Annotated in this window: 23 protein-coding genes and 1 riboswitch; of the genes, 20 read left to right on the top strand and 3 right to left on the bottom strand. The window is 67.3% G+C overall.

Going from position 1 to position 25,805, the window contains the following annotated elements; genetic code table 11:
* Positions 1 to 9: 9 nt before the first annotated feature.
* The 7 genes from gmk to GAA2_RS12765 all read left to right on the top strand — a co-directional run bounded on the left by gmk (position 10) and on the right by GAA2_RS12765 (position 7,985).
* Positions 10 to 639 (top strand): guanylate kinase, encoded by a 630-nt coding sequence (gmk, locus tag GAA2_RS12795; protein WP_006436301.1) that lies wholly within the window; start codon positions 10 to 12, stop codon positions 637 to 639.
* Positions 640 to 680: 41 nt separating this feature from the next.
* A complete protein-coding gene (rpoZ, locus tag GAA2_RS12790) occupies positions 681 to 980 on the top strand; it encodes a DNA-directed RNA polymerase subunit omega (RefSeq protein ID WP_006436300.1) in 300 nt (99 codons plus the stop codon).
* A 14-nt stretch (positions 981 to 994) separates the two neighbouring features.
* On the top strand, positions 995 to 2,254 hold the full coding sequence (gene coaBC, locus GAA2_RS12785) for a bifunctional phosphopantothenoylcysteine decarboxylase/phosphopantothenate--cysteine ligase CoaBC (protein ID WP_024497135.1): 1,260 nt from the start codon (positions 995 to 997) through the stop codon (positions 2,252 to 2,254).
* A 122-nt stretch (positions 2,255 to 2,376) separates the two neighbouring features.
* Complete coding sequence (gene metK / locus GAA2_RS12780; RefSeq protein WP_006436298.1) at positions 2,377 to 3,585, top strand: methionine adenosyltransferase; 1,209 nt, start codon at positions 2,377 to 2,379, stop codon at positions 3,583 to 3,585.
* Between the two features lie 60 nt (positions 3,586 to 3,645).
* Positions 3,646 to 5,613 (top strand): primosomal protein N', encoded by a 1,968-nt coding sequence (locus GAA2_RS12775; protein WP_006436297.1) that lies wholly within the window; start codon positions 3,646 to 3,648, stop codon positions 5,611 to 5,613.
* On the top strand, positions 5,614 to 6,573 hold the full coding sequence (gene fmt / locus GAA2_RS12770; protein WP_024497134.1) for a methionyl-tRNA formyltransferase: 960 nt from the start codon (positions 5,614 to 5,616) through the stop codon (positions 6,571 to 6,573).
* Positions 6,570 to 7,985: an RsmB/NOP family class I SAM-dependent RNA methyltransferase gene (locus tag GAA2_RS12765; RefSeq protein WP_024497133.1), complete on the top strand. Its 1,416-nt coding sequence runs from the start codon at positions 6,570 to 6,572 to the stop codon at positions 7,983 to 7,985. Before fmt ends, GAA2_RS12765 begins: the two co-directional genes overlap by 4 nt.
* Before the next feature lie 40 nt (positions 7,986 to 8,025).
* Here GAA2_RS12765 and GAA2_RS12760 read toward each other — a convergent pair whose 3' ends face one another.
* Positions 8,026 to 9,501: an MFS transporter gene (locus tag GAA2_RS12760; protein WP_051349533.1), complete on the bottom strand. Its 1,476-nt coding sequence runs from the start codon at positions 9,499 to 9,501 to the stop codon at positions 8,026 to 8,028.
* Between the two features lie 190 nt (positions 9,502 to 9,691).
* On the opposite strand from GAA2_RS12760, the gene GAA2_RS12755 reads away from it, so the two are divergent.
* On the top strand, positions 9,692 to 10,267 hold the full coding sequence (locus GAA2_RS12755; RefSeq protein ID WP_024497131.1) for a TetR/AcrR family transcriptional regulator: 576 nt from the start codon (positions 9,692 to 9,694) through the stop codon (positions 10,265 to 10,267).
* A 3-nt stretch (positions 10,268 to 10,270) separates the two neighbouring features.
* On the opposite strand, the gene GAA2_RS12750 is transcribed toward GAA2_RS12755, so the two are convergent.
* Positions 10,271 to 10,750, bottom strand: coding sequence for an SRPBCC domain-containing protein (locus GAA2_RS12750; protein WP_024497130.1), 480 nt, complete (start codon positions 10,748 to 10,750; stop codon positions 10,271 to 10,273).
* A complete protein-coding gene (locus tag GAA2_RS12745; protein ID WP_024497129.1) occupies positions 10,747 to 11,082 on the bottom strand; it encodes an ArsR/SmtB family transcription factor in 336 nt (111 codons plus the stop codon). The genes GAA2_RS12750 and GAA2_RS12745 overlap by 4 nt, the downstream gene beginning before the upstream one ends.
* Before the next feature lie 190 nt (positions 11,083 to 11,272).
* Between GAA2_RS12745 and GAA2_RS12740 the strand changes: the two genes are divergently transcribed.
* From GAA2_RS12740 to GAA2_RS12685, 12 genes are all read left to right on the top strand, one after another.
* Positions 11,273 to 12,532, top strand: a complete 1,260-nt coding sequence (locus GAA2_RS12740; RefSeq protein WP_024497128.1) for a DUF222 domain-containing protein — start codon at positions 11,273 to 11,275, stop codon at positions 12,530 to 12,532.
* A gap of 579 nt (positions 12,533 to 13,111) precedes the next feature.
* Positions 13,112 to 13,417, top strand: coding sequence for a hypothetical protein (locus tag GAA2_RS12735; protein ID WP_024497127.1), 306 nt, complete (start codon positions 13,112 to 13,114; stop codon positions 13,415 to 13,417).
* Positions 13,417 to 15,930, top strand: a complete 2,514-nt coding sequence (locus tag GAA2_RS12730) for a hypothetical protein (protein WP_024497126.1) — start codon at positions 13,417 to 13,419, stop codon at positions 15,928 to 15,930. Before GAA2_RS12735 ends, GAA2_RS12730 begins: the two co-directional genes overlap by 1 nt.
* A gap of 849 nt (positions 15,931 to 16,779) precedes the next feature.
* Positions 16,780 to 17,484 carry a ribulose-phosphate 3-epimerase gene (gene rpe / locus GAA2_RS12725; protein WP_024497125.1) on the top strand — a complete coding sequence of 235 codons (705 nt, stop codon included), beginning with the start codon at positions 16,780 to 16,782 and terminating at the stop codon, positions 17,482 to 17,484.
* A gap of 8 nt (positions 17,485 to 17,492) precedes the next feature.
* Complete coding sequence (ribD, locus tag GAA2_RS12720) at positions 17,493 to 18,518, top strand: bifunctional diaminohydroxyphosphoribosylaminopyrimidine deaminase/5-amino-6-(5-phosphoribosylamino)uracil reductase RibD (RefSeq protein ID WP_024497124.1); 1,026 nt, start codon at positions 17,493 to 17,495, stop codon at positions 18,516 to 18,518.
* Positions 18,519 to 18,612: 94 nt separating this feature from the next.
* A riboswitch (FMN riboswitch) is annotated at positions 18,613 to 18,769 on the top strand.
* A 44-nt stretch (positions 18,770 to 18,813) separates the two neighbouring features.
* Positions 18,814 to 19,443: a riboflavin synthase gene (locus GAA2_RS12715; RefSeq protein WP_024497123.1), complete on the top strand. Its 630-nt coding sequence runs from the start codon at positions 18,814 to 18,816 to the stop codon at positions 19,441 to 19,443.
* Positions 19,444 to 19,463: 20 nt separating this feature from the next.
* Positions 19,464 to 20,783 (top strand): bifunctional 3,4-dihydroxy-2-butanone-4-phosphate synthase/GTP cyclohydrolase II, encoded by a 1,320-nt coding sequence (locus GAA2_RS12710; protein WP_096273936.1) that lies wholly within the window; start codon positions 19,464 to 19,466, stop codon positions 20,781 to 20,783.
* Positions 20,780 to 21,292, top strand: a complete 513-nt coding sequence (gene ribH, locus GAA2_RS12705; protein ID WP_096273938.1) for a 6,7-dimethyl-8-ribityllumazine synthase — start codon at positions 20,780 to 20,782, stop codon at positions 21,290 to 21,292. Before GAA2_RS12710 ends, ribH begins: the two co-directional genes overlap by 4 nt.
* A complete protein-coding gene (locus GAA2_RS12700) occupies positions 21,289 to 21,753 on the top strand; it encodes a PH domain-containing protein (RefSeq protein ID WP_096273940.1) in 465 nt (154 codons plus the stop codon). The genes ribH and GAA2_RS12700 overlap by 4 nt, the downstream gene beginning before the upstream one ends.
* 10 nt (positions 21,754 to 21,763) lie before the next feature.
* Complete coding sequence (uvrC, locus tag GAA2_RS12695; protein WP_191834383.1) at positions 21,764 to 23,815, top strand: excinuclease ABC subunit UvrC; 2,052 nt, start codon at positions 21,764 to 21,766, stop codon at positions 23,813 to 23,815.
* Positions 23,808 to 24,755: an RNase adapter RapZ gene (gene rapZ / locus GAA2_RS12690; protein WP_191834382.1), complete on the top strand. Its 948-nt coding sequence runs from the start codon at positions 23,808 to 23,810 to the stop codon at positions 24,753 to 24,755. The genes uvrC and rapZ overlap by 8 nt, the downstream gene beginning before the upstream one ends.
* Positions 24,752 to 25,771 carry a uridine diphosphate-N-acetylglucosamine-binding protein YvcK gene (locus GAA2_RS12685; RefSeq protein ID WP_191834381.1) on the top strand — a complete coding sequence of 340 codons (1,020 nt, stop codon included), beginning with the start codon at positions 24,752 to 24,754 and terminating at the stop codon, positions 25,769 to 25,771. The genes rapZ and GAA2_RS12685 overlap by 4 nt, the downstream gene beginning before the upstream one ends.
* The last annotated feature ends 34 nt before the right edge of the window (positions 25,772 to 25,805 follow it).

Here is a 25,805-nt window from a genome sequence, read left to right as displayed (position 1 = left end):
GACGGTTTCGTGGGACCGGCGGTGACCAACCGGCCGGAAACCGCGGGAGCCGCACGCACGAGGGGTCGACTGATCGTCTTGGTCGGCCCCTCGGCCGTCGGCAAGTCCACCGTCGTCGCCAGGGTGCGCGCCGCATTGCCGGACCTGTACTTCAGCGTCTCGGCGACGACCCGCGCACCGCGTCCCGGTGAGGTCGACGGCCGCGACTACCACTTCGTCTCGGCCGAGGACTTCGACCGGATGATCGCCGGCGACGAGCTCTTGGAGTGGGCGGAGATCCACGGTGGCCTGCAGCGATCGGGTACCCCGCTCGCGCCCGTCCTCGCTGCCCTGGAGGCCGGTAAACCCGTTCTGGTGGAGGTCGACCTCGTCGGTGCGCGCAACGTCGTCACCCGTCTGCCCGAGGCGACCACCGTCTTCCTCGCCCCGCCGAGCTGGGACGAACTCGTCGCCCGGCTGACCGGCCGCGGCACCGAGAGCCCCGAGGCGATCGAGCGCCGGCTCGCCACCGCGAAGGTCGAGATGGCTGCCCGAGACGAGTTCGACCACGTCATCGTGAACAGCGAAGTCGACCGAGCGGCCTCCGACTTGGTATCCTTGCTGGTCGGACCTGAGCAGCCCACCGCGCCCGCGACCTGACCAGCCTCTCTGACATCCCAGACCTCGACGCAGGAGTTTGTGTGACCACCCCGACCAATTTCGACATCACCGAGATCGCCGACGCACCGGCATACGACACACCGCTGGGTATCACCAATCCCCCGATCGACGATCTCCTCGAGCGCGCCTCGTCGAAGTACGCCCTCGTCATCTACGCGGCCAAGCGTGCGCGCCAGATCAACGACTACTACAACCAGCTCGGTGACGGCATCCTCGAGTACGTCGGCCCGCTGGTCGAGCCCGGCCTCCAGGAGAAGCCGCTGTCGATCGCGCTCCGCGAGATCCACTCCGATCTGCTCGAGCACACCGAGGGCGAATAGTCGCGGCGTCGGGTATGACCACACCGACCAAGAAACGACGCCGAATCCTCATCGGCGTCGGTGGAGGCATCGCCGCATACAAGGTGTGCTCGGTGATCCGCCACTTCACCGAGTCCGGGCACGACGTCCGCGTGGTGCCGACCCCGGCGGCCCTCGAGTTCGTCGGCAAGGCCACCTTCGAGGCGCTCAGCGGTAACCCGGTCAGCACCACCGTCTTCGACGACGTCGACGAGGTCGCGCATGTGCGTCTGGGCCAGGGCGCCGACCTCGTGATCATCGCGCCGGCGACCGCGGACCTCATGGCCCGCGCTGCTCAGGGACGCGCCGACGATCTGCTCACCGCATCGCTGCTCACCGTGCGGTGCCCGGTGCTGTTCGTGCCGGCCATGCACACCGAGATGTGGGAGCACCCCGCCACCCAGGCCAACATCGCGACCCTGCGCGAACACGGTTCGACCGTCATGACGCCGGCGTTCGGTCGCCTCACCGGCACCGACTCCGGCCGCGGTCGTCTCCCGGACCCGCAGGAGATCGCCCTCATCGGCGAGCTGCTCCTCGACCGCGCCGACGCACTGCCGTACGACCTCGCCGGTGTCCGCGTGCTGATCAGTGCCGGCGGCACCCGCGAACCGCTCGATCCGGTGCGCTACCTGGGCAATCACAGCTCGGGCAAGCAGGGATTCGCCCTGGCCCGGGCAGCTGCACAGCGTGGGGCGAGCGTCACCGTCGTCGCCGGTTCGACGACCGACCCCGGTGACCCCGCCGGCGTGCACATCGTCCGGATCTCGAACGCCCAGGAACTCTCCGAGGAGATGACCAAGCGCGCGGCCGACGCCGACGTCGTCATCATGGCCGCCGCCGTGGCCGACTTCCGGCCCGTCGCGGTGGCCGACGCCAAGATCAAGAAGGGCGATCAGGGTCCGGCCCCGATCGAGCTGACCACCAACCCGGACATTCTCCGCGGGCTCGTCGAGGCGCGGGACGACGGCCGTATCCCCTCGGAGACCGTCATCGTCGGATTCGCCGCCGAGACCGGCGACGAGACCGGCGGGGTCCTCGACCACGGTCGCGCAAAGCTCGCCCGCAAGGGTTGCGACCTGCTGGTGGTGAACGCGGTCGGCGACGGCAAGGCGTTCGGCACCGAGGACAACACCGGCTGGCTGCTGTCGGCCAAGGGCGACGAGACCGCGCTGCCCTTCGGGTCGAAAACACTCATGTCGAGTCGAATACTTGACGAAGTGCGACAACTGGTGCCTGATGGTCCGGGGGCCTGAGCGGCACCGCAGCGAAACCGACCGCTGTGTAGTTTTGAAGTGACTCCCACCGGCCACGACGACCGGACGATACCTGCCAAACGGCGCCGGAAGATCCGCGCGCGAGATCTCGAGAGGATCTGATGACCACCTCGTCACGCCTGTTCACGAGCGAATCCGTCACCGAGGGGCATCCCGACAAGATCTGTGACGCGATCAGCGACTCGATCCTCGACGCCATCCTCACCGACGACCCCAACGCGCGGGTCGCGGTGGAGACGCTGGTGACCACCGGCCAGGTCCACGTCGCGGGTGAGGTCACGACCACCGCGTACGCAGACATCCCCGGCATCGTCCGCGCCAAGATCCTCGAGATCGGCTACGACTCCTCCACCAAGGGCTTCGACGGCGCGTCGTGCGGCGTCAACGTCGCGATCGGCGCTCAGTCGCCGGACATCGCCGGCGGCGTCTTCAACTCCCACGAGAGCCGCAGCGGTATCTCCGAGGACGAGATCGACAGCCAGGGCGCCGGTGACCAGGGCCTGATGTTCGGTTACGCCACCAACGAGACCCCCGAGCTGATGCCGGTGCCGATCGCGCTGGCCCACCGTCTCTCCCGTCGTCTCACCGAGGTCCGCAAGGACGGCACGCTGCCGTACCTGCGTCCCGACGGCAAGACCCAGGTCACCATCGAGTACGACGGTGACACCCCGGTCCGCCTCGACACCGTCGTCCTGTCGACCCAGCATGCGGCCGACATCGACCTCCACAACCTCCTGGCTCCCGACATCAAGAAGCAGGTCGTCGACGCGGTGCTCGCCGACATCGACCTGCCGACCCTCGACACCTCCGACTACCGACTGCTGGTCAACCCGACCGGCAAATTCGTCCTCGGCGGCCCGATGGGTGACGCCGGCCTGACCGGCCGAAAGATCATCGTCGACACCTACGGCGGCATGGCCCGCCACGGCGGCGGCGCCTTCTCCGGCAAGGACCCGTCGAAGGTCGATCGCAGCGCCGCCTATGCGATGCGCTGGGTCGCCAAGAACGCGGTCGCCGCCGGCCTGGCCGATCGCATCGAGGTCCAGGTGGCCTACGCGATCGGCAAGGCCGCGCCGGTCGGTCTGTTCGTCGAGACCTTCGGCACCGAACACGTCGACCCCGCGGTCATCGAGCGGGTCATCAAGGAGAACTTCGACCTGCGTCCGCTCGCGATCATCCGCGACCTGGACCTGCTGCGACCGATCTACGGCCCGACCGCCGCGTACGGCCACTTCGGTCGTACCGACGTCGATCTGCCGTGGGAGCGGACCGACCGCGCGGACAAGCTGCGCGCGGCCGCCGGTCTCTGACCCCGAAGGGCGCAGTCCCTGCCCCCGAAAGGCGCACGGGTCCCGGCTGATTCGCTGCCGGTGGCCCGTGTTCTGCCCATTCTCGGACTCGCACACCTCGACCGGCCGTTCGACTACCTGATCGACTCCGATCAGGATGCGACGGCGGTTCCGGGCGTGCGGGTCCGTGTTCGGTTCTCCGGTCGTCTCGTCGACGGGTACCTGCTCGACCGGATCGAGAAGAGCGATCACCCCGGCAAACTGGGGTGGCTCGACCGGGTCGTCTCCGCCGAGCCGGTCCTGTCGCCGGAGTTGGCGACGCTGTGCCGTGCGGTCGCCGATCGCTACGCCGGCACGATGGGAGACGTTGTCCGTCTGGCGATCCCGCCGCGCCATGCGCGGACCGAGAAGGAGACGACGCCCGAGCCCGCGACTGTCGTCGAGGCGCCCGACCTGGAGGCGTGGTGTCGCTATCCGTTGGCCGAATCGTTCCTCGAGGCGCTCGCCGACGGTGGGCACCCGCGGGCGGCGTGGCAGGCCCTGCCGGGTGAGGACTGGGCGCGTCGGCTCGCCGAACTCGCCGCGGCGACCCTGGCGGTCGGACGCGGATGCATCATCGTCGTGCCCGACCAGCGGGACCTCGACCGGGTGTGGGCGGAATGTGAACCACTCATCGGCGATCGGGGAGTGGCTCTGGCCGCCGGGCTCGGGCCCACCGCGCGGTACCGCCGCTGGCTGGCCGCGCGCCGGGGTGCGGCGAAGCTCGTGATCGGCACGCGCAGTGCGATTTTCGCGCCGGTCACCGACCTCGGTCTGGTGGTCGTCTGGGACGACGGCGACGACAGCATGGCCGATCCGCGGGCGCCGTATCCGCACCCGCGGGAAGTCGCGGTGCTGCGGTCGCACCGGGAACGCTGCGGACTCATCCTCGGCGGCTTCGCCCGGACGGCGGAGGCGCAGGCGCTCGTCGCATCGGGCTGGGCACACGACCTCGTCGCCGACCGTCCGCTCGTCCGCCACCGCAGCCCACGGGTGCAGGCCATCTCCGACGACGACCGCCAGATCGCGCGCGATCCGATGGCGAGGTCCGCACGCATCCCCGAGGTCGCCTTCGATGCAGCCCGTTCGGCGTTCGCCGCCGACCAGCCGGTGGTGTTCAGCGTTCCGCGCCGCGGTTACGTGCCGTCGCTGGCGTGTACCCGGTGCCGGGAACACGCGCGGTGTCGTGCCTGCAACGGACCACTGCAGATGGACGGCCACCAACGTCTCAGTTGCCGATGGTGTGGCCGCCCGGAGCGATCGTTCCGCTGCCCCGAGTGCGGCAACACGAAGGTGCGGGCGACGGTCACCGGCGCCCGACGGACCGCCGAGGAACTCGGACGCGCCTTCGCGGGCGTGCCGGTCCACACCAGTGGCGGAGACACCATCATCGACGAGATCGAGCCCGGCGCACGGCTCGTCGTCGCGACACCGGGGGCCGAACCGGTCGCCCCGGACGGCTACGGGGCGGCGATCGTCGTCGACACGTGGGCACAACTCGACCGCGCCGATCTTCGTGCGGAGGAACACGCGGTGCGACGCTGGATGGCGCTGGCCGGCATGGTCCGACCGCACGGCGACGGAGGTCGCGTGGTGATCGTCGCCGACTCGACGCTGGCGCCGGTCCAGGCGCTGATCCGTTGGGATCCGGTCGGTTTCGCGTCGCTGCAGCTGACTCAGCGTGTCGAACTGGGCTTCCCGCCGGCGGTCACGATGGCGTCGGTGGACGGTCCGACGCAGGTGATCACCGACTTCGTGGAACATCTCGAACTACCCGAGGGGTCGGACGTGCTCGGGCCCGTGCCGCTTCCACCGGGGGTGCGGCCGCCGGCCGGTAGCGCCGAGTGGGAGGCCGCCGCGGACGACGAGATGGACCGCATCCTGGTGCGGTTGCCGCGCAAGCACGGACGGCTCCTCGCGCAGGCTCTCGCCGCGGGGCAGGCGCGGCGCAACACGCACCGGCAGACCGGGCCGATCCGGGTTCAGGTGGACCCGCCTACGATCGGATGAATGCGCATCGTTTTCGCCGGCACCCCCGAGGTGGCCGTGCCGTCGTTGCAGGCCCTGCTGGACTCGCCGTCGCATGAGGTCGTCGGCGTCATCACCCGGCCCGACGCGGTGTCGGGCCGTGGTCGCAAGGTCGTGCGGTCACCGATCGGCGTGCTCGCCGACGAGCACGGCCTCGAGGTGATCACCCCGCGACGGATGTCCGAGCCGGACGTCGCCGAGGTTCTGCGACGCTGGGCCCCGGATTGCGGTGCGGTGGTGGCCTACGGCGGACTCGTGCCGGAGGATCTTCTCGCGCTCCCGACCCACGGCTGGATCAACCTGCATCTCTCGGTGCTGCCGGCCTGGCGTGGCGCCGCGCCGGTGCAGGCAGCGATCGCCGCGGGCGATGAGGTGACCGGTGCGAGCACCTTCCGCCTGGAGAAGGGTCTCGACACCGGGCCGGTGTTCGGCGTCCTCACCGAGACCATCCGGCCCACCGACACGAGCGGTGATCTCCTCGGGCGTCTGGCCGAGGCCGGGTCGGGTCTACTGGTGAACACGCTCGACGGCATCGAGGCCGGGGGACTCGTCCCGGAACCGCAGCCCGCTGCTGGTGTCAGCCACGCGCCGAAGGTCGAGGTCGAGGATGCGCGGATCCGCTGGGATCTGCCCGCGCACATCATCGATCGTCTCATCCGCGCCTACACGCCGGCGCCGGGATCGTGGACGAGTCTCGACGACGCGCGGATCAAGGTGGGTCCGGTGCGGCCCGTCGATTCCGATGACGCGGCACTCCCGGAAGCAGTGCGTGCCGAATCGCCGGCGCCGGGAGTCATCGCGGTGACCAAGAAGGCGGTGTTCGTCGGTACCGGTTCGACGCCGGTGAAACTCGGCACCGTGCAGCCGCCGGGGAAGAAGCCGATGCCGGCCGCCGACTGGGCCCGTGGCGCCCGACTCACCGATGGGACGGTGCTGGGATGAGTACAGATCGACGACCGAACCAGGGCAAGCGCGACAACAGCTCCGCGAAGTTCCGGCAGAAGGATCTGGACCCGGCGCGCGTCGCGGCGCGGGACACGCTGCGCGCGATCCGTGAGCGTGACGCCTACGCGAATCTGGTTCTCCCGAAGATGCTGCGGGACCGCAGGATCGAAGGTCGCGACGCGGCCTTCGCGACCGAACTCGCCTACGGCACGGCGCGGGCCCAGGGGCTGCTGGATGCGGTGATCGCCTCGGCCGCCAAGCGTCCCGTCGACGAGATCGACGGCCCGGTGCTCGATGTGCTGCGGTTGGGCGCTTACCAATTGCTGCGTACGCGCGTCGGATCCCATGCCGCGGTGTCGACGTCGGTGGACCTGGTGCGTTCCGAGAACGGGATGGGGCCTTCGGGTTTCGCGAATGCCGTGCTGCGCAAGGTGTCGCAGAAGACCGAGGAGATGTGGGTCGACGAGCTCGCGCCGTCGCCCGCCGAGGATCTCGTCGGCTATCTGGCCTTCCAGTACGCGCATCCCCGCTGGATCGCGGAGGTGTTCCGGGATGCGCTCGGCGGGTCGGCCGGCCAGTTGCAGGCGGCACTCGCTGCCGACGACGAACGTCCGCCCGTGCATCTGGTCGCCCGGCCGGGTTACATCACCGCCGAGGAGCTGGCGCTGACCAGCGGGGGAGAGGAAGGCCGGTTCTCGCCGTACTGCGTGTATCTGCCGAGCGGTGATCCGGGTGACGTGGATGCGATCCGTGAGGGCTATGCCGGTGTGCAGGACGAGGGCAGCCAGCTGATCGCGCGCGCGGTGACAGTCGCCGAGGTCGCCGACGACTCCGGTCGCTGGCTCGACATGTGCGCCGGACCCGGCGGCAAGGCCGCGCTGATCGGCGCGCTCGCCGACATCGACGGCGCCCGGCTGGATGCGATCGAGGTGTCGAAACATCGCGCCGAGCTGATCCGCAAGGTCGTCAGCGACCTGCCGGTGACGATCCATGTCGCCGACGCCCGGTCGAGTGGCCTCGAACCGGGATACGACCGCATCCTGCTCGACGCACCCTGTTCCGGGCTCGGCTCGCTGCGTCGTCGGCCCGAATCGCGTTGGCGCCGAACCGCTGCCGATGTCGACGAGCTCGTCGCGCTGCAGAAGCAGTTGCTGACCGAGGCGCTTCGGCTCGTGAAACCCGGTGGAATCGTGGTCTATTCGACCTGTTCACCGCACCCGGCCGAGACCACCGCGGTGGTCGCCGACGTGCTGGCTTCGGTCGACGGGGCCCGCCGGCTCGACGCCCGCCCGCTGGTGACCGTCGGGGAGCTCGGACCGGAACTGCTCGGCGATGGTCCGCATGTGCAGTTGTGGCCGCACGTCCACGGCACGGATGCGATGTTCATGGCCGCCCTGACCCGCGACTGACGCGGGCCAGGACGGCCACGGAGAGAAGGAGGCGTCGGGACTAGACCGACGCCTTGTCGTCATCGGTATCGGCGACTGCCGCGGAGACTGATTCCGCCGCACCGCGATCCTTGGGGATGAGGGCCGCGACCACGAAGGCGACCAGGGCGACACCGGCACCGATCGTCAGCGCCACGCGGAAGCCGCTCTCCGAGGCGAGTTCGTGGCCGCCGAGGTTGATCGTCATCTGGGCGAGCACCGCACCGACAACGGCGGCGCCCACCGAGGTGCCGATCGACCGCATCAGGGTGTTGAAACCGTTGGCGGCCGCGGTCTCGGTGACCGGGACCGATCCCATGATGAGTGCGGGCATCGAGCCGTACGCGAGGCCGACGCCGCTGTTGATCACCATCATCGCCAGCATCAGGCCCCAGGTGGTACCGAGCAGCAGCAGCGACAGGCCGTAACCGGCGGCGATCACGAGCACACCGGACATCAAGGTGAACTTGGGTCCGCGTGTGTCGGTGAGCTTTCCGCCGAGCGGGGAGACGACCATCATCATCAAGCCGCCGGGCAGCATCCACAGGCCGGCCGCCAGCATCGACTGGCCGAGCCCGTAGCCGGTGGCCTCGGGGAACTGCAGGATCTGGGGCACTACGAGCATGGCCGCGTACATGCCCATGCCGACGAAGATCGACGCGATGTTGGTGGTCAGCACGCGCGGACGTGCAGTCGTACGGAGGTCGACGAGCGGTTCGACAATGCGGAGCTCCCAGAAGCCCCAGCCGAGCAGCAGTACGACGGCGGTGATGAACAGGCCCACGATGGAGCCGGACGCCCATCCCCAGTCAGCACCCTTCGACACGGCGAGGAGCAGGCAGACGAGGCCGGCGCCGAGACCGACCGCACCCAAATAGTCGAACTTCTGGCCCTTGGCCGCCGGCGGAACATCGGGGATCTGGGTGAAGATGAGTGCGAGGATCATCGCGCCCAGGGCGGCGGTCACCCAGAACAGCACGCGCCAGTTGGTGTACTCGGCGATCGCCGCCGACAGCGGCAGGCCGATACCGCCACCGATGCCCATCGAGGCGCTGACGAGCGCGATCGAGGAGCTGAGTTTCTCCGGCGGAACGGCGTCTCGGAGAAGGGCGATGCCGAGCGGGATCATGCCCATACCGAGGCCTTGGAGGCCGCGGCCGACAATCATCGGGATCACCGACGACGCCAGTGCGCACAGGATCGAACCCGCGATGAGCGGGACGGTGAGCGCGAGCAGGACGCGACGCTTGCCGAGGAGGTCGCCGAGGCGACCGGTGATCGGTACGAAGACACCGCCGACGAGAAGGGTCACGGTGATGACCCAGTTGGAGTTGGACGCAGTGGTGTTGAGGATGCGCGGCAACTCGGGAAGCAACGGCGTTACGAGAGTTTGCGTGATTGCGGCCACCGTGCCCGCGAGGGCCAGTGTGAGGATCACGCCACCCGGTCGCGTTGTGGCGCCGCTTGGCGTAATGGCGACGGTCTTGGATGAGGACATGGTGACGAACTCCTCGAGGAGGTTAGGGCTGAAGGCCGCCAGAACCGGTAAGTCAACGATTGACGACTTAGCGACGGTAGGTTACTCCGGACCTATTAGTCAATGCCTGATGACTTGGGACACAGTCGGGCCGGATTTGCGACGTCGTCGACGCTAAGCTTGCGGGCAACACTGTCCGGACGAGTGGGAGATGATGGCTGACCCGACCCAGCGGCGTCGTAATGCAGAGGCGACCCGCGAGGCTCTGCTGGAGGCTGCCCGGACCCTGCTCGCCGAACGCGGGGCCACGCAGACGACGACTCGCGACATCGCTGCCGTCGTGGGGGTCAACCAGGCGTTGATCAACCGTTATTTCGGCTCCAAGGAGAATCTGTTCGTCGAGGCGGTGCGGACTGGCGGAAGCGGCGCCGCGGGACTGGTGGCCTCAACCCCGCTGGCGGATCTGCCCGACAAGATCCTGCGCGAGGTCCTCGACGTGAGCGCCTCGGGTGGCGGCAGCACCGCCCTGCTCGCCGGGGTGGTCAACAACGAGACCATCAACGACCTGATCCGCAGCATCATCGAGGATGTGTTCACCCGGCAGCTGGGAGACCGGCTCGGCGGTGATTCGGGTGGATTGCGGGCGGAGTTGCTCAACGCCCTGGTCGTCGGGATCACCATCATGCGGCACAAGATCGAGAGTCCGGCCCTCTCTCAGGCCTCCATGGACGAGATTTCGGACTATGTCACGCGGATGGCTGCGCCGTTGCTGACCGACGATCGGTGATTTTCATTGCGTGGCCTCGCTTTCCACCAGTTCGGCGAGCGCGGCGGTCACCGAATCCCAGCCGTCGTAGAAGCCGAGTTCATGATGTCGGTGGCGATCGGATGGATTGCCGTGGCGGACGACGACGCTGTACTCGGTTCCGTCGGCGTGTTCGGCGAAGGTGATCTCGGCGGTCATGGGGACCGGCGCGGGTTCGGCGGGCCGCCAGGAACTGTCGATCGCGTTGGTGAACACCAGGCGTTCGTTGTCGTCGACGACGAGGAAGACAGCATCCATGTGCGGGACGAAGGTCTCGCCGTCGTCGCTCATCTGCGTGACGAGAGCGCCGCCGGGGCGTGGCTCGAGTCGTTCGACCCGGGTGATGGTCGGGGAGGGCGTCCACCATTTCGCAAGCTGCTCGGGTCGGGTCCACGCATTCCAGATCCGTTGTCGCGGTGCGCGGATGATGCGTTGCAGGGTCAGGTCGAGTTCGGGGTCGATCATGGTGTCTCCTCGGGTTCGGTGACGAAGGCTTCGAGTCGGTCGGTGCGTTCGGTCCAGACGATGCGCTGGTGTTCGAGCCAGGTCTGCAGGCGTCGCAGGCGTCGACGGTCGAGCGTGCACATTCGGGTTCTGCCGGTCTTCTTGGTCATCACCAGTCCGCTGTCCTCGAGGACCTTCAGGTGCTTCATGAACGACGGAAGGGTCATGGGGAAGGGGTCGGCGAGTTCGCCGACGCTCGCGGGTCCGCGCCCGAGGCGTTCGACGACGGCGCGGCGGGTCGGATCCGACAGTGCGCCGAAGAGGTCGTCGAGTGTGACCGAACTGTTTGCCATGTGGCTAAGTGTTGCATGATTGTTCACTGAACTCAACAGCTAAGTGATCCGGGTGGGATGTGGTTGTGGAAAGATGCGGCGGAGCAGTAAGTATTCACGTACTATCGAACGTATGTACGAGACTGATGTACCGGAAACACGGAGGCCGGCAACGGGCGACTTGCGCGCTCTCGTGAGCCTCCTTGCCGGCATGGCTGCGGGGGCTGGCGAGGCCGAGTCGGTGGAGCGGCTGACTCTGCTCGAGGAGATCAAGTCGGCGTGCACTGCGGCCCAGGTGCGTGAGACCGCGAATCTCGACCGGCTGCGTGCGGACGACGAGGCCGCGCGCAATGTTCCGCAACCGCGCCGGGGTCGAGGGCTCGCCGCCGAAGTCGGCTTGGCGCGCAAGGCCTCACCGCAGAAGGGGAGTCAGTACCTCGGGTTCGCTCGTGCTCTGGCGCACGAGATGCCGCACACGATGGCCGCACTCACGGACGGGGTGTTGACAGAATGGCGAGCCACGATCCTCGTCCGCGAAACCGCTTATCTGACTCGCGAATCGCGGGAGGAGATCGACCGGCGGGTGTGTGGCGATCCGGAGGCGCTGGTGGGCGCCTCGGACCGAGAGATCGAAGCGCGGGCGAAGCGTCACGCGTACGAACTCGAGCCGGCGGCCGTGGTCGCGCGAAAGGCCAAGGCCGAGAAAGACCGTCGCGTCAGCGTGCGGCCGGCGCCCGATCTGATGACCAAGCTGTCGGCGCTGTTGCCGATGACGCAGGGGATCTCGGTGTATGCCGCGCTCAAGAAGCACGCCGATTCGGTCGTCGGTGCGGACGATCGCACGCATGCGCAGATCATGGCCGACGCGCTGGTCGAACGAGTCACCGGTCGATCCGCAGCGGAACCGGTTCCGGTGTCGGTGGACATGGTCCTGTCCGACGAGTGCCTGCTCGGGCTCAACGATTCGGCGGCCGAAGTGAAGGGGTACGGACCGATTCCGGCAGCAGTGGCACGGGAACTCGTCGCCGCGTCGGTGTCGCCCGATGGTGAGACCGCCTCGACGCTGCGCCGTGTCTATGCGCGTCCGTCCGATGGTGTGCTGGTGGCGATGGAGTCCCGTTCCCGCGGATTCCCGCCCGCACTGGCGCATTTCATCCGGTTGCGAGATCAGCGGTGTCGCACCCCGTACTGCGGGGCGCCTATCGCCGAGATCGACCACGCCAAACCGCATCGGCATGAAGGCCCGACCAGCGAGGCGAATGCCGACGGCATCTGCGTCACCCATAATCGCGCGAAAGAGGCCGATGGCTGGACGTACTCGGTCCGCATGTCCGGCGACATCCGGGTCATCGACGTCATCACTCCGACCGGTGCACGACATCGGAGTACGGCACCGCCGGCCGTCGGGCATCGAGACCCTGAACAAAGCGTCATCGAAACGAAGCTGCTGCAGCTGTTCGCGGTCGCCTGAGCGGTGTCGGCGCCGGGTAACGTCCAACGGCGTGACGATCCGCGCTTTTGATTCGGCAGGCGACTCCGGCTGACGTCGACGCTGCGCAGAAACCCTCGGCCAGGCCTTCGCCGACTATCCGTTCACATGGCGCACGGTGGATGCGCGTGACCATGGCGACCGAGTGCGGTCGTTGCAGCGGTTGTTCCTCGCCGAGAATGGCAGCGGTGCGGCCGCGTCTGGGTATCGGACGACCTTGCCGCCGTGGCGGTGTGGATCACTCCGTCCTCGACAGGTCTCGACGAGGCGTTCGGCGACATCGCATCCCGAGTTGTCGACCTGTACGGAGACAGAGCGGACATTGCCGCGCGGGCGGACGACTCGGGTTCGAGGTGGCCGGGAAGGTGTCTTTGCCCGACGACGGTCCAGATGTGTGGGCGATGGTGAGGGTTCCGTAAACGAACCTTGCGCTACCTGGGCGGTGTGCGACTCGGCTCGGCCGGTTGTGGATGCTGAATCCCCACTTCGTAGTGTCTCGTACTAGGTTGTCTGAGTCGAGGGGCGTCAAGGGGCATTGATGCCGGGGACGGGGGACTCACAGTGACTTATCGCCTGGAAGCTGAAAAGGGAGTGATCGAGGGCGTCGGCAAGACGTTGGCCGGGTGTTCGGATGCCACGCGGGCGCTCTGGTCGGGCAGTGCCGGTCTCGCTGACGCAGCTGCCGCGATGCCTGGATCAGCGTTCAGCGCCGCTTGCGCCGGTAAGGACGACGTCGTTCGTACCCTTCTCGGACGCGCGGCCGCCCGCATGGATGCGGTGTCGCAGACGTGCTACCAGGTGGCCACCGAGTTCGCCGATACCGATGAAGAGTTGGCGAGCGGTTTCCGAGCCATTTCCGTGTTCTGATGAGCCGTCCGACTCGATCGACGGTCACCAGCTGGGATGTGATGGTCCTGCTCCAGTCTGCGAAATCGCTGGAGACAACGGCCGAAAACCTACGAACCCAGACCAGGACAATGGCCGACGCCCCGATGAACGTGACGGGCTGGTCGGGCAAATCCAGGCGTGCGTGTGAAGACCGCACGGCGTCTGACCGAGACGAGATCAACAAGCTCGGAACCGAACTCAACGCGGCCGCAAGGGTGCTGCACGACACCGCCGCCGCGATCAGCCCCAACCGAAGCACTGCTCTGACGAAAGCGCTCGGCCTCGAATTCGACAAGTTCAGCGTCTCGGATGACTGGACCGTGCGCGACGCTCGTGACTACGCGGCTGAGTTGAAGGGGGTAGACGCCGGCAGCGCAGCCGAGCAGTCGATTCTGAACGACCAAGCCAAGCGTGCGGAGGAGGCGAAGACTGCGACACTGTCGCTGCAGTCGCTGGCGGACCAGATCGGGGAAGACGACCGGAACGGTGCACGCGCGCTGAATGTGGTCTTCGGCAATGCAGAGATCAGTGCTCCGCTCAGATCGAGCTTCTCCGCAGGACAGGCGAGCCGCGACGTTCAGGCGATCATGAGCGGGACCGCGACACCGGAGCAGAAGGAACGCTTCTACCGCGCGACCAGCTCGACCCCCGAACAGCGTGCGGCACTGGCACGCGGCGAGGAAGCGGTCATCTCGAAGGAGCAGTTCGATTACCTGAAGGCCATCTACACGCCTAATTGGGGGCAGAGCGCTGAAGGCTCCGCGCCATACTCACTCGACGCGTTGAAGCGTTTCGGCGACGAATACAGTGGCGCGGAAAGATCCAAGCTCAAGAATGCACTCGGTGATGGTATCTATATGCTTGGCAACCCTAATTTACGGACAGATCAGCAGGTCGAGCCGACGTTCTTGGCTGGTCCCTTGCAACAGATGGGACTGTCCCCTGAGTCGAAGTTCGTTAGCGGCGGTATGGGTCAGCTTTCGTCGCCGATACGTGAAGTCCTGACCAATCCCGCGGCCAGCAAAGCAAACGTCACCGTGCCAGATACGGGTCCGCACTCAGGCGGGCACAGGCCGGTGACCGACCTGAAGACTTTCAATGATTTGAAAACCGTGATGGATATCCTGGAGCATCGCTCGGTTGACACCGAGGGCGGGTCTACGTCGGTTCAGCTCGGTAGCGATGTCGACCGAGCATTGGTTGCGCGGGCGGGAGAGATCGCTGCAGTCGGGGGTGATGAGCTCGTCTCGAATCCTGGACTTTTCAACCCCCACAACGTGTCCAAGACAGATGCCGAAGCCCTGATGATACGGATGCTCGACGTCGCTGGGAGTGATCACATTGCGATCCACGACGCCGTGTTGGCCGCGACTGGTGGCGCAACAACCGGTTCAATGCCTTCCGTGTACGACGTCGAGGGCCGCGAGCAGACTTTCAAGGACGCTGAAAGCTTGAAGCACCTGTTCACTTTCGACTGGACCGACGGTGCGGGCAACGAGAGTTCGGGTGTCAACAAGCTCTTCAATTGGATGCCCGGGGCCGCCTATGCCGCCGACGGTAGCTCACTGGAGGCTCTGGCGGAGAGTGAACGAGCAGGGCAGATCGCTACCTCCCTCACCCAGTACTTCGGTGACAACAAGGAGGCGTTCATAGACATCGGGGACGACAAGAGTGCGTTGGGAGAACTGAACGGTGAGCTGGCCCGTACCCTGGCTTCGGCTATAGGTCCCCACACTGCTGTGATGGGTGGAGCAGATCCTCGACTGTTCGACTCGCATGGAGTTGCTGAAGTCGATCTAGCCGATTTGAAGGCGACTTTCCAGATTCTGAACTCGGACGCCGACGCCGGGCGAATTGTTAATTCGATGACTGCTTTGCAGATCGACGTCCTCCAAGAGGAATTCGGCCGCAACCCGCACGACTACGGACTCGGCGAAGTCACCGGTCGTTTGGAAGGTGCGATGGCCAGCGGTCTGGATTCGCACATCGAGGAAACCAAGGTTGACGGTCGTCACTTGGCGGCGCGCGATGCCGCTGCCAGGGGTGCAATGTTCGAGAGTGCGTACGGTTTGCTCTCGGCAGTACCGGGTCTGGACCCTGCTGTGAGAGTCTTGCTCGGTGGTGTGGCCCCACAGGCGCAACTTCATTTCTCGGGGCTGCCCACGGACCCGGACACGATAATCGCGGACCCGGAACTACAGAGGTTGCGAACCGAGATGTACACATCGCAGATTGAGCCCAACGCCAAATACGCGCAGATACTGGAAGGCTACTTCAGTTCGCATCCCGAGATAGCTGATGATCCAGATTTCCGAAAACTGTTTGCTCCAGACGGTGAGGTTGATTTCGAGGAGATGAAACGCACCAAGGTCATGCCGGAGGTAGCTGATGTTGAGGAGGCTGCCTCTTATGCTCAGCGCTTGCTGAAGTCGGATATCAATTCATTTGCTCTCCGTCACAACGAAAACTTCGAACACGCGTACAAGAGGTAGTTGAGTGCAAGCGAGTTTTTCAGAGAGAGCGCGTTTCGTCGGGTGCTTACTCGTTGCGGTCCTTGCGATCGGAGCTGCGGGCTGTGGTGTGCCTCAGGACTCGCCCTCAGTTTCCGGCGTATCGCGTACCACGAAACCCCCGGAAGACGCTGGCATGCCGCCGAACCTGGATACTTCCTTTCGCTGGGTGCCCGGAAGCGCCCTCGATTTCATGAGTGGGGAAGGAACGTTCGTTCGTGCTTACGTCGAATCCTTTGAGCTCGCGTTCCAGGGACAATCCGCCGAGTGGGGGTACCCCGGGTTCGTCGACGCATCTCCGAGAGGAATTGATGAACAAGTCAAAGAAGTGGTGAGCAACAGTTCCACTCGCAAGGTTGTCAACACCGTCTTCTATCGTCCGCTACGACGCGTGGACAGCGGCGCCACGAGTCGTCTGATTCTTTGTCGGAGCGAGATTCTGTCGATCGAGCAACGGTTTCCGTCGCGCGATTCTGAGTGGAGGAAGATCGGGAAGCCGTGGGGATATCCGGTCACGATCGAGTTCACGCGATCTGCAAACGGGAGCCCGCCGGAAAAACAACAAGGTGCCAGACGGGCTCCTTCGTATTCAGTGTTCGGAAATTGGCACGTCACCTTCTACGACCGACTCGGCGTCGGACGAGAAAACCGAGCCGATATCGTGGCATGCGATGCCCTTCCCTCGAACCCGGATTTGCCCGCGGTGGGTGTTGAGACGGGTTCGCAACCCTGGCCGACTCTCCCTCCGTCCCCCGGCTGGCCGGCCAACGGAGTCTGAGACGCCCGAACGCTTTCGTCCGCACCGCCCACCTCGCCCTACACTTGTCCACCATGTGCACCGCTGTTAACGCGCCCATGATCGCCCCGTCCATCCTGTCCGCGGACTTCGCGAATCTCGCCGACGAGGCGGCGGCCGTTGCCAAGCCCGGAGCCACCCGTGCCGACTGGTTGCACGTCGACGTCATGGACGCGCACTTCGTGCCGAACCTCACCCTGGGTCTGCCGATCGTCGAGAGCCTGCTGAAGGCGACCGACATCCCGCTCGACTGCCATCTGATGATCGAGAACCCCGAGCGCTGGGCGCCGCCGTACGCCGAGGCCGGCGCGTACAACGTCACCTTTCACGCGGAGGCCGCCGAGAATCCGATCGGCGTCGCCCGCGACATCCGCGCCGCCGGCGCGAAGGCCGGCCTGTCGATCAAGCCGGGTACCCCGCTCGATCCCTATCTGGAGATCCTCCGCGACTTCGACACCCTACTGATCATGAGTGTCGAACCCGGCTTCGGCGGACAGAAGTTCATGCCCGAGGTCCTCGAGAAGGCCCGCGCCATCCGCAAGTTCATCGACGCCGAGGACCTGAGGCTGCTCGTCGAGATCGACGGCGGAATCAACGCCGACACCATCGAAGAAGCCGCCGAGGCCGGAATCGACTGCTTCGTCGCCGGCTCGGCCGTCTACGGTGCCGCCGACCCGGGCCAGGCCGTCGCCGCCCTGCGCGAATCCGCCGCCCGGGCGCGCGCCAAGAGCGACGTCTGACGCACCTCGTGGACATCGCCGCCGCCATGGATCGCGCCGTCGAGGCGTCGTATGCGGCCATGGGTGTCAGCTCGCCCAATCCTCCTGTCGGAGCAGTGATCCTGGCGGCCGACGGCACCCTGGCGGGCGTCGGTGCGACCCAACCGCCGGGCGGCCCGCATGCCGAGGTGATGGCACTGCGCGCGGCCGGCGAGGCAGCGCGGGGTGGTACCGCGATCGTCACGCTCGAGCCCTGCAACCACACCGGGCGCACCGGGCCGTGTTCGCAGGCACTCATCGAAGCGGGGGTTGCCGAGGTTCACTACGCAGTCGGTGACCCCAACCCGGTCGCCGCGGGCGGCGCCGACACCCTGCGGGCTGCCGGCGTCCGGGTGACCGGGGGAGTCGCGGCCGACACCGTGGAGAACGGTCCACTGCGTCCGTGGCTCACCCGCCAGCGGCTCGGGCGGCCGATGGTCACCGCCAAGATCGCCGCCGGCGTCGACGGCCGGATCGCCGCACCCGACGGCACCAGTCAGTGGATCACCGGTCCCGAAGCGCGCGACCACGCCCACCGGCAGCGCGCACACCTCGACGCCATCGTGATCGGCACCGGCACCGCACTCGCCGACAACCCCACACTCACCGCCCGCACCTCTGCCGGCGGCCTGTACCCACAGCAGCCGTCACGCGTGGTGCTCGGACACCGCGACCTGCCCGCCGACGCCAACCTCCGCGACGACACCGGAGGGCCGCTGGTCCTGGTCCGATCACACGACCCGGCCGACGTCCTCGCCGCACTTCCCGACGCGCTCTGGGTCCTGGTGGAGGGCGGCCCGCACATCCTGGGCGCCTTCTTCGACGCCGGGCTCGTCGACGAGGTGCACGCCTACGTGGCGCCGATGGTGCTGGGCGCCGGTCGTAGCTCCGTCGAGATACCCGGGGTCATCACGCTCGCCGACGCCAAGAGGTTCCGCACCGCGCACACGACGACGCTCGGCGATGACGTCTTAATCACACTCGCACGGCGTTCGCCGACGATCCGGCAGGACTGAGCAGGCCGAGATGAGCGACACGCCGACAGGCATCCATTTCACTCAGCGAAATCGCAATGCGACGCCGTTCCTGCATCGTGCTAGCGTCGATATCACCAGTTCTCGGGGCGGGGTGAAATTCCCCACCGGCGGTGATGAGGGTGCGGTGGATACGCATCTTCCAGCCCGCGAGCGCCTGTCGAACGGCAGGGACAGCAGATTCGGTGAGATTCCGGAGCCGACGGTCACAGTCCGGATGCGAGAGAACAGGCGACACAGTGCCGCCCTGTCTGCTCCGAGCGAGCAGGAGGAGTGCGTGTTCACCGGAATCGTGGAGGAACTCGGCGTCATCGCCGACCGCGAGGATCTCTCTGATGCAGCCCGCTTCACCGTGCGGGGACCCATCGTCACCGCCGATGCGGGCCACGGCGACTCCATCGCGGTCAACGGCGTGTGTCTGACCGTCGTCGACCTCCGTCCCGGCGAGTTCACCGTGGACGTGATGGGTGAGACGCTGCGCCGCAGCTCCCTGTCCGACCTCGCCGCGGGAAGCACCGTCAATCTCGAGCGCGCCATGCCCGCGAACGGGCGTTTCGGCGGCCACATCGTGCAGGGCCACGTCGACGGGACCGGGCGCGTCCTGTCCGTCAGTCCGTCGGAGAACTGGACGGTCGTGCGGATCGGCGTCCCGGAGAAGCTGACCCGCTACCTCGTCGAGAAGGGGTCGATCACCGTCGACGGGGTGTCGTTGACCGTCTCGTCGGTGGGCGGATCGGGTGACGACTCGTGGTTCGAGATCTCCCTGATCCCCACCACCCTCAACGAGACCAATCTCGGTGCCACCGCGCCGGGCACCGTGGTCAACCTCGAGGTCGACGTGATCGCGAAGTACGTGGAGCGCCTTCACCTGGGCTCCGGCAACAAGGATGTCGCGGGGGCGAAATGAGCACAACGAGTGAGGTTCTGATGAACGAATCGCCGCGTGACGGTGACGACGTGACCAGTGGTGAGGGAGTCACGTTCGACACGATCGAACGGGCCATCGCCGACATCGCCGCGGGCAAGGCCGTCGTCGTGGTCGACGACGAGGACCGCGAGAACGAGGGCGACCTGATCTTCGCGGCCGAGATGGCCACCCCGGAGCTCGTCGCCTTCATGGTCCGCTACACCTCGGGCTACCTGTGCGTCCCGCTCGACGGCGACGCCTGCGACCGCCTCGGCCTGCCGCCGATGTACTCGATGAACCAGGACAAGCACGGCACCGCCTACACCGTGACCGTCGATGCCCGCGAGGGCATCGGCACCGGGATCAGCGCCTCGGACCGCGCCACCACGATGCGTCTGCTCGCCGACCCGGCGGCCACGGCCGGCGACTTCACCCGTCCCGGACACGTCGTCCCGCTGCGGGCCAAGGAGGGCGGCGTGCTGCGTCGTCCCGGCCACACGGAGGCCGCCGTCGACCTGGCCCGCCTCGCCGACCTCGCACCGGCCGGCGTCATCTGCGAGATCGTCAGCCAGAAGGACGTGGGCTCGATGGCCCGCACCGACGAGCTGCGCGTCTTCGCCGACGAACACGACCTCGCGCTGATCTCGATCGCCGACCTCATCGCGTGGCGTCGCCGCCACGAGAAGCACGTCGTGCGCGTCGCCGACGCCCGGATCCCGACCCGCCACGGCGACTTCCGCGCCGTCGGCTACTCCAGCGTCTACGACGACGTCGAGCACGTCGCCCTGGTGAAGGGCGACATCGCCGGCGAGGACGGCGAGGGACACGACGTCCTGGTGCGTGTGCACTCGGAGTGCCTCACCGGCGATGTCTTCGGCTCGCTGCGCTGCGACTGCGGTCCGCAGCTCGACGCCGCGATGGAGATGGTGGCCGCCGAAGGCCGCGGCATCATCCTGTACATGCGCGGTCACGAGGGACGCGGCATCGGCCTGCTGCACAAGCTGCAGGCCTACCAGCTGCAGGACGCCGGGGCCGACACCGTCGACGCCAACCTGGAACTGGGCCTGCCCGCCGACTCCCGCGACTATGGCCTCGGCGCCCAGATCCTCGTCGATCTCGGGGTGACGTCGATGCGTCTGCTCACCAACAACCCGGCCAAGCGCGTCGGCCTCGACGGCTACGGCCTGCACATCGTCGACCGCGTGCCGATGCCGGTGCGCGCCAACGCCGAGAACCTGCGCTACCTTCGCACCAAGCGCGACCGGATGGGACACGACCTCGTGGGCCTCGACGATCACGCGCATCCCAGCGACGACGCATCCGAAGGAGCCCCCGCATGAGCGGCCACGGAGAACCGACCCTCGAACTCGCCGACGCCGGCACGCTCCGGCTGGCGATCGTGTCGTCGCAGTGGCACGAGAAGATCTGCGGCGCACTGCTCGACGGTGCGCTCCGGGCGGCCGGCGAGAACGGTGTCACCGAGCCCACCGTCGTGCAGGTCGCCGGTGCGATCGAACTGCCGGTCATCGTGCAGGCGCTCGCCCGCACCCATGACGCCGTCGTCGCGCTCGGTGTCGTGATCAAGGGCGAGACACCGCATTTCGAGTACGTGTGCGACGCGGTGACCGCCGGGCTGACCCGGGTCTCGCTCGACGAGTCGACCCCCGTCGGCAACGGTGTGCTGACGGTGCTGACCGAGGACCAGGCGATCGCGCGGTCCGGCCTGCCCGGCTCGACCGAGGACAAGGGCGCGCAGGCGACCGTCGCCGCGCTGGCCTCGGCACTGACTCTTCGTGCACTGCAACGCGGCGAAGCCCTGCCGACTGCGGTCGGAGGAGCATCGGCGTGACCTCCCCTCGTTGGGACCTGGTGTACCGGCCGCGCAAGCTGCCGCGATACGCGATCGCGGCAGCCGTCGTGATCATGGCGATCCACATCACCTTCGGGCTGCTGCTGACGATCGACGACGTCGGCGTCCGTAACCTCGGCGGCGCCGACCAGGTCGCGATCATCCTCATCGGTGTCCTGTTCACGGGCGCCGCCCTGCTGCTGACCCGGCCGCGGTTGCGTGTCGGCCCCGAGGGCGTCGAGGTGCGCAACCTGGTACCCACGCGCCTGTTCACCTGGGACAAGGTCCTCGGACTGACCTATCCGGAGAAGGGGTTCGGCGCCTGGCTGCTGTTCCCGTCCGACGAACACATCACCGTGCTGGCGGTCCAGGCGGGCGACGGTCCGCGGGCCATCGAGGCGATGGCGCGGTTCCGCGAGCTCGAAGAGCGCTATCGCGGGACCGTCCGACCCGCCAACTAGCCTGGAACACGTGGCCGACCCGACTACCTACCGTCCTGCTCACGGAACCATCCCGACCGATCCCGGGGTGTACAAGTTCCGTGACGAGCACGGTCGTGTCATCTACGTGGGCAAGGCCAAGAACCTCCGGTCACGCCTGACGTCGTACTTCGCCGACATCGCCTCGTTGCACCCGCGCACCCGCCAGATGGTGACGACGGCGGCGTCGGTCGAGTGGACCGTCGTGGGCACCGAGGTGGAGGCACTCCAGCTCGAATACAACTGGATCAAGGAATTCGATCCGCGGTTCAACGTCCGCTACCGCGACGACAAGACCTATCCGATGCTGGCCGTCACCCTCAACGAGGAGTACCCGCGGCTGTTCGTCTACCGCGGTCCTCGGCGCCGCGGCGTGCGCTACTTCGGGCCGTACTCCCACGCGTGGGCGATCCGTGAGACCGTCGACCTGCTGACGCGGGTGTTCCCGGCGCGGACCTGCTCGGCGGGCGTGTTCAAGCGGCATCAGCAGATCGACCGTCCGTGCCTGCTGGGCTACATCGACAAATGTGCCGCGCCGTGCATCGGCCGGGTCGACGCCGAGGAACACCGCGAGATCGTCGAGGACTTCTGCGACTTCCTGGCCGGCCGCACCGACCTGTTGATCCGCAAGCTGGAACGTGACATGACGGCTGCGGCCGAGGACCTCGACTTCGAGCGCGCGGCCCGCCTGCGCGACGACATCGGCGCACTGCGGCGTGCCATGGAGAAGCAGGCCGTGGTGCTCGGAGACGGCACCACCGCCGACGTCGTCGCGGTTGCCGGCGACGAACTCGAGGTGTCGGTCCAGGTCTTCCACGTGCGCGACGGCCGAGTCCGAGGTCAGCGAGGCTGGGTCGTCGAACGCAGCGACAACGGAACCGACGGCGATGTCATCGGTGACTTCATCACCCAGTTCTACGGTGCGCAGGTCGATTTCGACGCCACGGTCGACGTGGGTGAGGACCGCGCACACGGCGAGTCGGTGCCGCGTGAGGTGCTGGTCCCCGAATTGCCGGCCAACGCAGCCGAACTCGAGGAATGGCTGTCCGGACTGCGGGGGAGCAGGGTCACCCTGCGGGTGCCGCAGCGCGGTGACAAGAAGGCGCTGTTCGAGACCGTCGCCCGGAACGCCGGGGAAGCGCTCACACAGCACAAGCTCCGACGCGCCGGCGACCTGACCACCCGGTCGGCCGCGCTCACCGAGCTTCAGGAGTCCTTGATGCTCGACCAGGCGCCGTTGCGCATCGAGTGCGTCGACATCTCGCACGTGCAGGGCACCGACGTGGTCGCCTCCCTCGTCGTGTTCGAGGACGGTCTGCCGCGCAAGTCCGACTACCGGCACTACTCGATCCGCCACGCCGCCGGTGACGGCCATTCCGACGACGTCGCGTCGATCGCCGAGGTCACCCGCCGCCGTTTCCTGCGTCACCGTGCCGACCGCGACGCACCACCACCGGAGTCGGGGGAGGTCGGCGCCGAGCCCCAGACCCCCGCGCAGCCACGGAAGTTCGCGTATCCGCCCAACCTGTTCGTCGTCGACGGCGGTGCACCACAGGTGCATGCGGCGGCAGCGGTCCTCGACGAACTGGGCGTCACCGACGTCTCGGTGATCGGCCTCGCCAAACGCCTCGAAGAGGTGTGGGTGCCCGGCGAGGACGACCCCATGATCCTGCCGCGCAGCAGTCAGGCCCTGTTCCTGCTGCAACGTGTACGCGACGAGGCGCACCGGTTCGCCATCACCTTCCACCGCAGCAAGCGCAGCAAGCGGATGACCGAGTCGGTGCTCGACGGCATCCCGGGTCTCGGGAAGACGCGACGCACCGCGCTGGTGACGTACTTCGGATCGGTCGCGCGTCTGCGTGAGGCATCCTTGGAGGAGATCGCCAAGGTACCCGGGATCGGCCTGACCACCGCGCGTGCCGTGCAGACCGCACTCGGCGGTGACATGGTTGCAGAGACCGTGTCGCCGGTGATGAGCGAGACGGTGAACGAGGCAGAGATGACGGTGGTGACCGGTGACGCGGGACGGGGTGTCGATGAGTGAGCGGGCCGAGGCCGAACACGACGAGAGGCCGGCTGATGGCACGCCCGACGCGGCGCCGGACGAACTGACCGTCCTGTTCGTCACGGGCATGTCCGGCGCGGGTCGCTCGACGGCGGCCAACGTACTCGAGGACGACGGCTGGTACGTCGCCGACAACGTTCCGCCCTCACTGATCTCGACGATGGTCGGGATGGTCCGCGAGAGCGACCCCACGATCACTCGTCTCGCCATGGTGCTGCGTGCTTCCGACCCCAACCTCGCCCATGAACTCGAGCAGCTGCGGGACAGCCTCGGACAGTCGGGGATTCGTACCCGTCTGCTGTACCTCGACGCGAGCGAGGAGGCACTGGTCCGCCGGTTCGAACAGGTTCGTCGCCGACACCCGTTGCAGGGCAAGGAGACCCTCATCGAGGGCATCGCCCGCGAACGTGCGATCCTGGCGCCCATCAAGAACGTCGCGGACCTCGTCGTGGAGACCTCGGGGCTGACCGCGGCCAAGTTGCGTTCCGTGGTGGAGGGTGTGGCACCCGGTGACACCGAACCGCGGCTGAGCATCGCGGTGCAGTCCTTCGGCTTCAAATACGGATTGCCCATCGACTCCGATCTCGTCGCCGACGTCCGGTTCCTGCCCAATCCGCACTGGATCGACGAACTGCGCGACCACAACGGTCAGGAGGCGCCGGTCCGCGATTACGTCCTCGGTCAGCCCGACGCCGGTGACTTCCTGGACCTCTACACCGGTCTGGTGTCCATCGTCGGTCGCGGCTACCTGCGGGAAGGCAAGCGCTACATGACGATCAGTGTCGGCTGCACCGGCGGTAAACATCGCAGTGTCGCCATCTCCGAGGAGCTCGCCCACCGGCTCCGCAAGGCCGTCGACGACGCCGGCGCGGCCTCCTACGACGTGCGCGTGATGCACCGTGATCTGGGGCGCGAATGACCCAGAAGATCGTCGCCCTCGGAGGCGGCCACGGCCTGTACGCGACACTGACCGCGATGCGCTATCTGAGTACCGACATCACCGCGGTGGTGACGGTCGCCGACGACGGGGGATCGTCGGGCCGCCTGCGTGCGGAGCTCGGACTCATCCCGCCCGGTGATCTGCGAATGGCGCTGGCCGCGTTGATGTCTGCGCCGAAGGCCCTCGAGGACTTCCAGACCGCCGGAGATCCCGACACCCGACGCCGCCACGAGCTGTGGGCGGAGGTGCTGCAACACCGCTTCGGTGGTCGCGGCGCACTCGCCGGACACCCCATCGGCAACCTGATGCTCGCCGGTCTCACCGAGGTTCTCGGCGACACGGTCGCCGCACTGCAGGAGCTGCGGTCGATGTTCGGGATCGTCGGACAGGTGCTGCCCATGTCGACCGTCCCGCTCGACATCGAGGCCGACGTGTCCGGGCTCGAGGCCGACCCGCGCATCAGCCGCGAGATCCGCGGTCAGGTCGCGGTCGCGACGACGCCCGGCAAGGTGCGCCGCGTGCGGTTGATCCCCGAGGATCCACCGGCCTGTGAAAGTGCGGTCGAGGCAATCGAATCCGCCGACCTGGTGATGCTCGGCCCGGGTTCCTGGTTCTCCAGCGTGATCCCGCATGTGCTGGTGCCGGAGCAGCTCAAGGCGTTGCAGCGCACCGGCGCCCGAAAGGTGCTCGCGGTCAACCTCGCACCCGAACCGGGGGAGACGCCCGGGTTCTCGGTGGAGCGGCATCTGCACGTCCTGCACGCCCATGCCGACACGTTCCGCGTCGACCACGTCCTGGTCGACGCGTCGTCGGTACCGGCCGGACGCGAACGCGAGCATCTCGTACGCGCGGCCGGACTGTTCGGCGCCGAACTGAACGTCGGCGATGTGGCGGTACCCGGCCGCCAGGTCCATGACCCGGCGAAAGTCGCCGCCGTGGTGAACGAACTGTGCGAAGGTGAATCGAACCGTTACTCTGACCGGGCGGACGCCTGAGCCAGGCGATGATTCGGCGTTTTCTCGAGGGACG

The sequence above is a fragment of the Gordonia ajococcus genome (genome assembly GCF_012974285.1).
Classification (GTDB): Bacteria; Actinomycetota; Actinomycetes; order Mycobacteriales; family Mycobacteriaceae; genus Gordonia; species Gordonia amicalis.
This window is presented reverse-complemented; position numbering and strand designations above follow the sequence as displayed.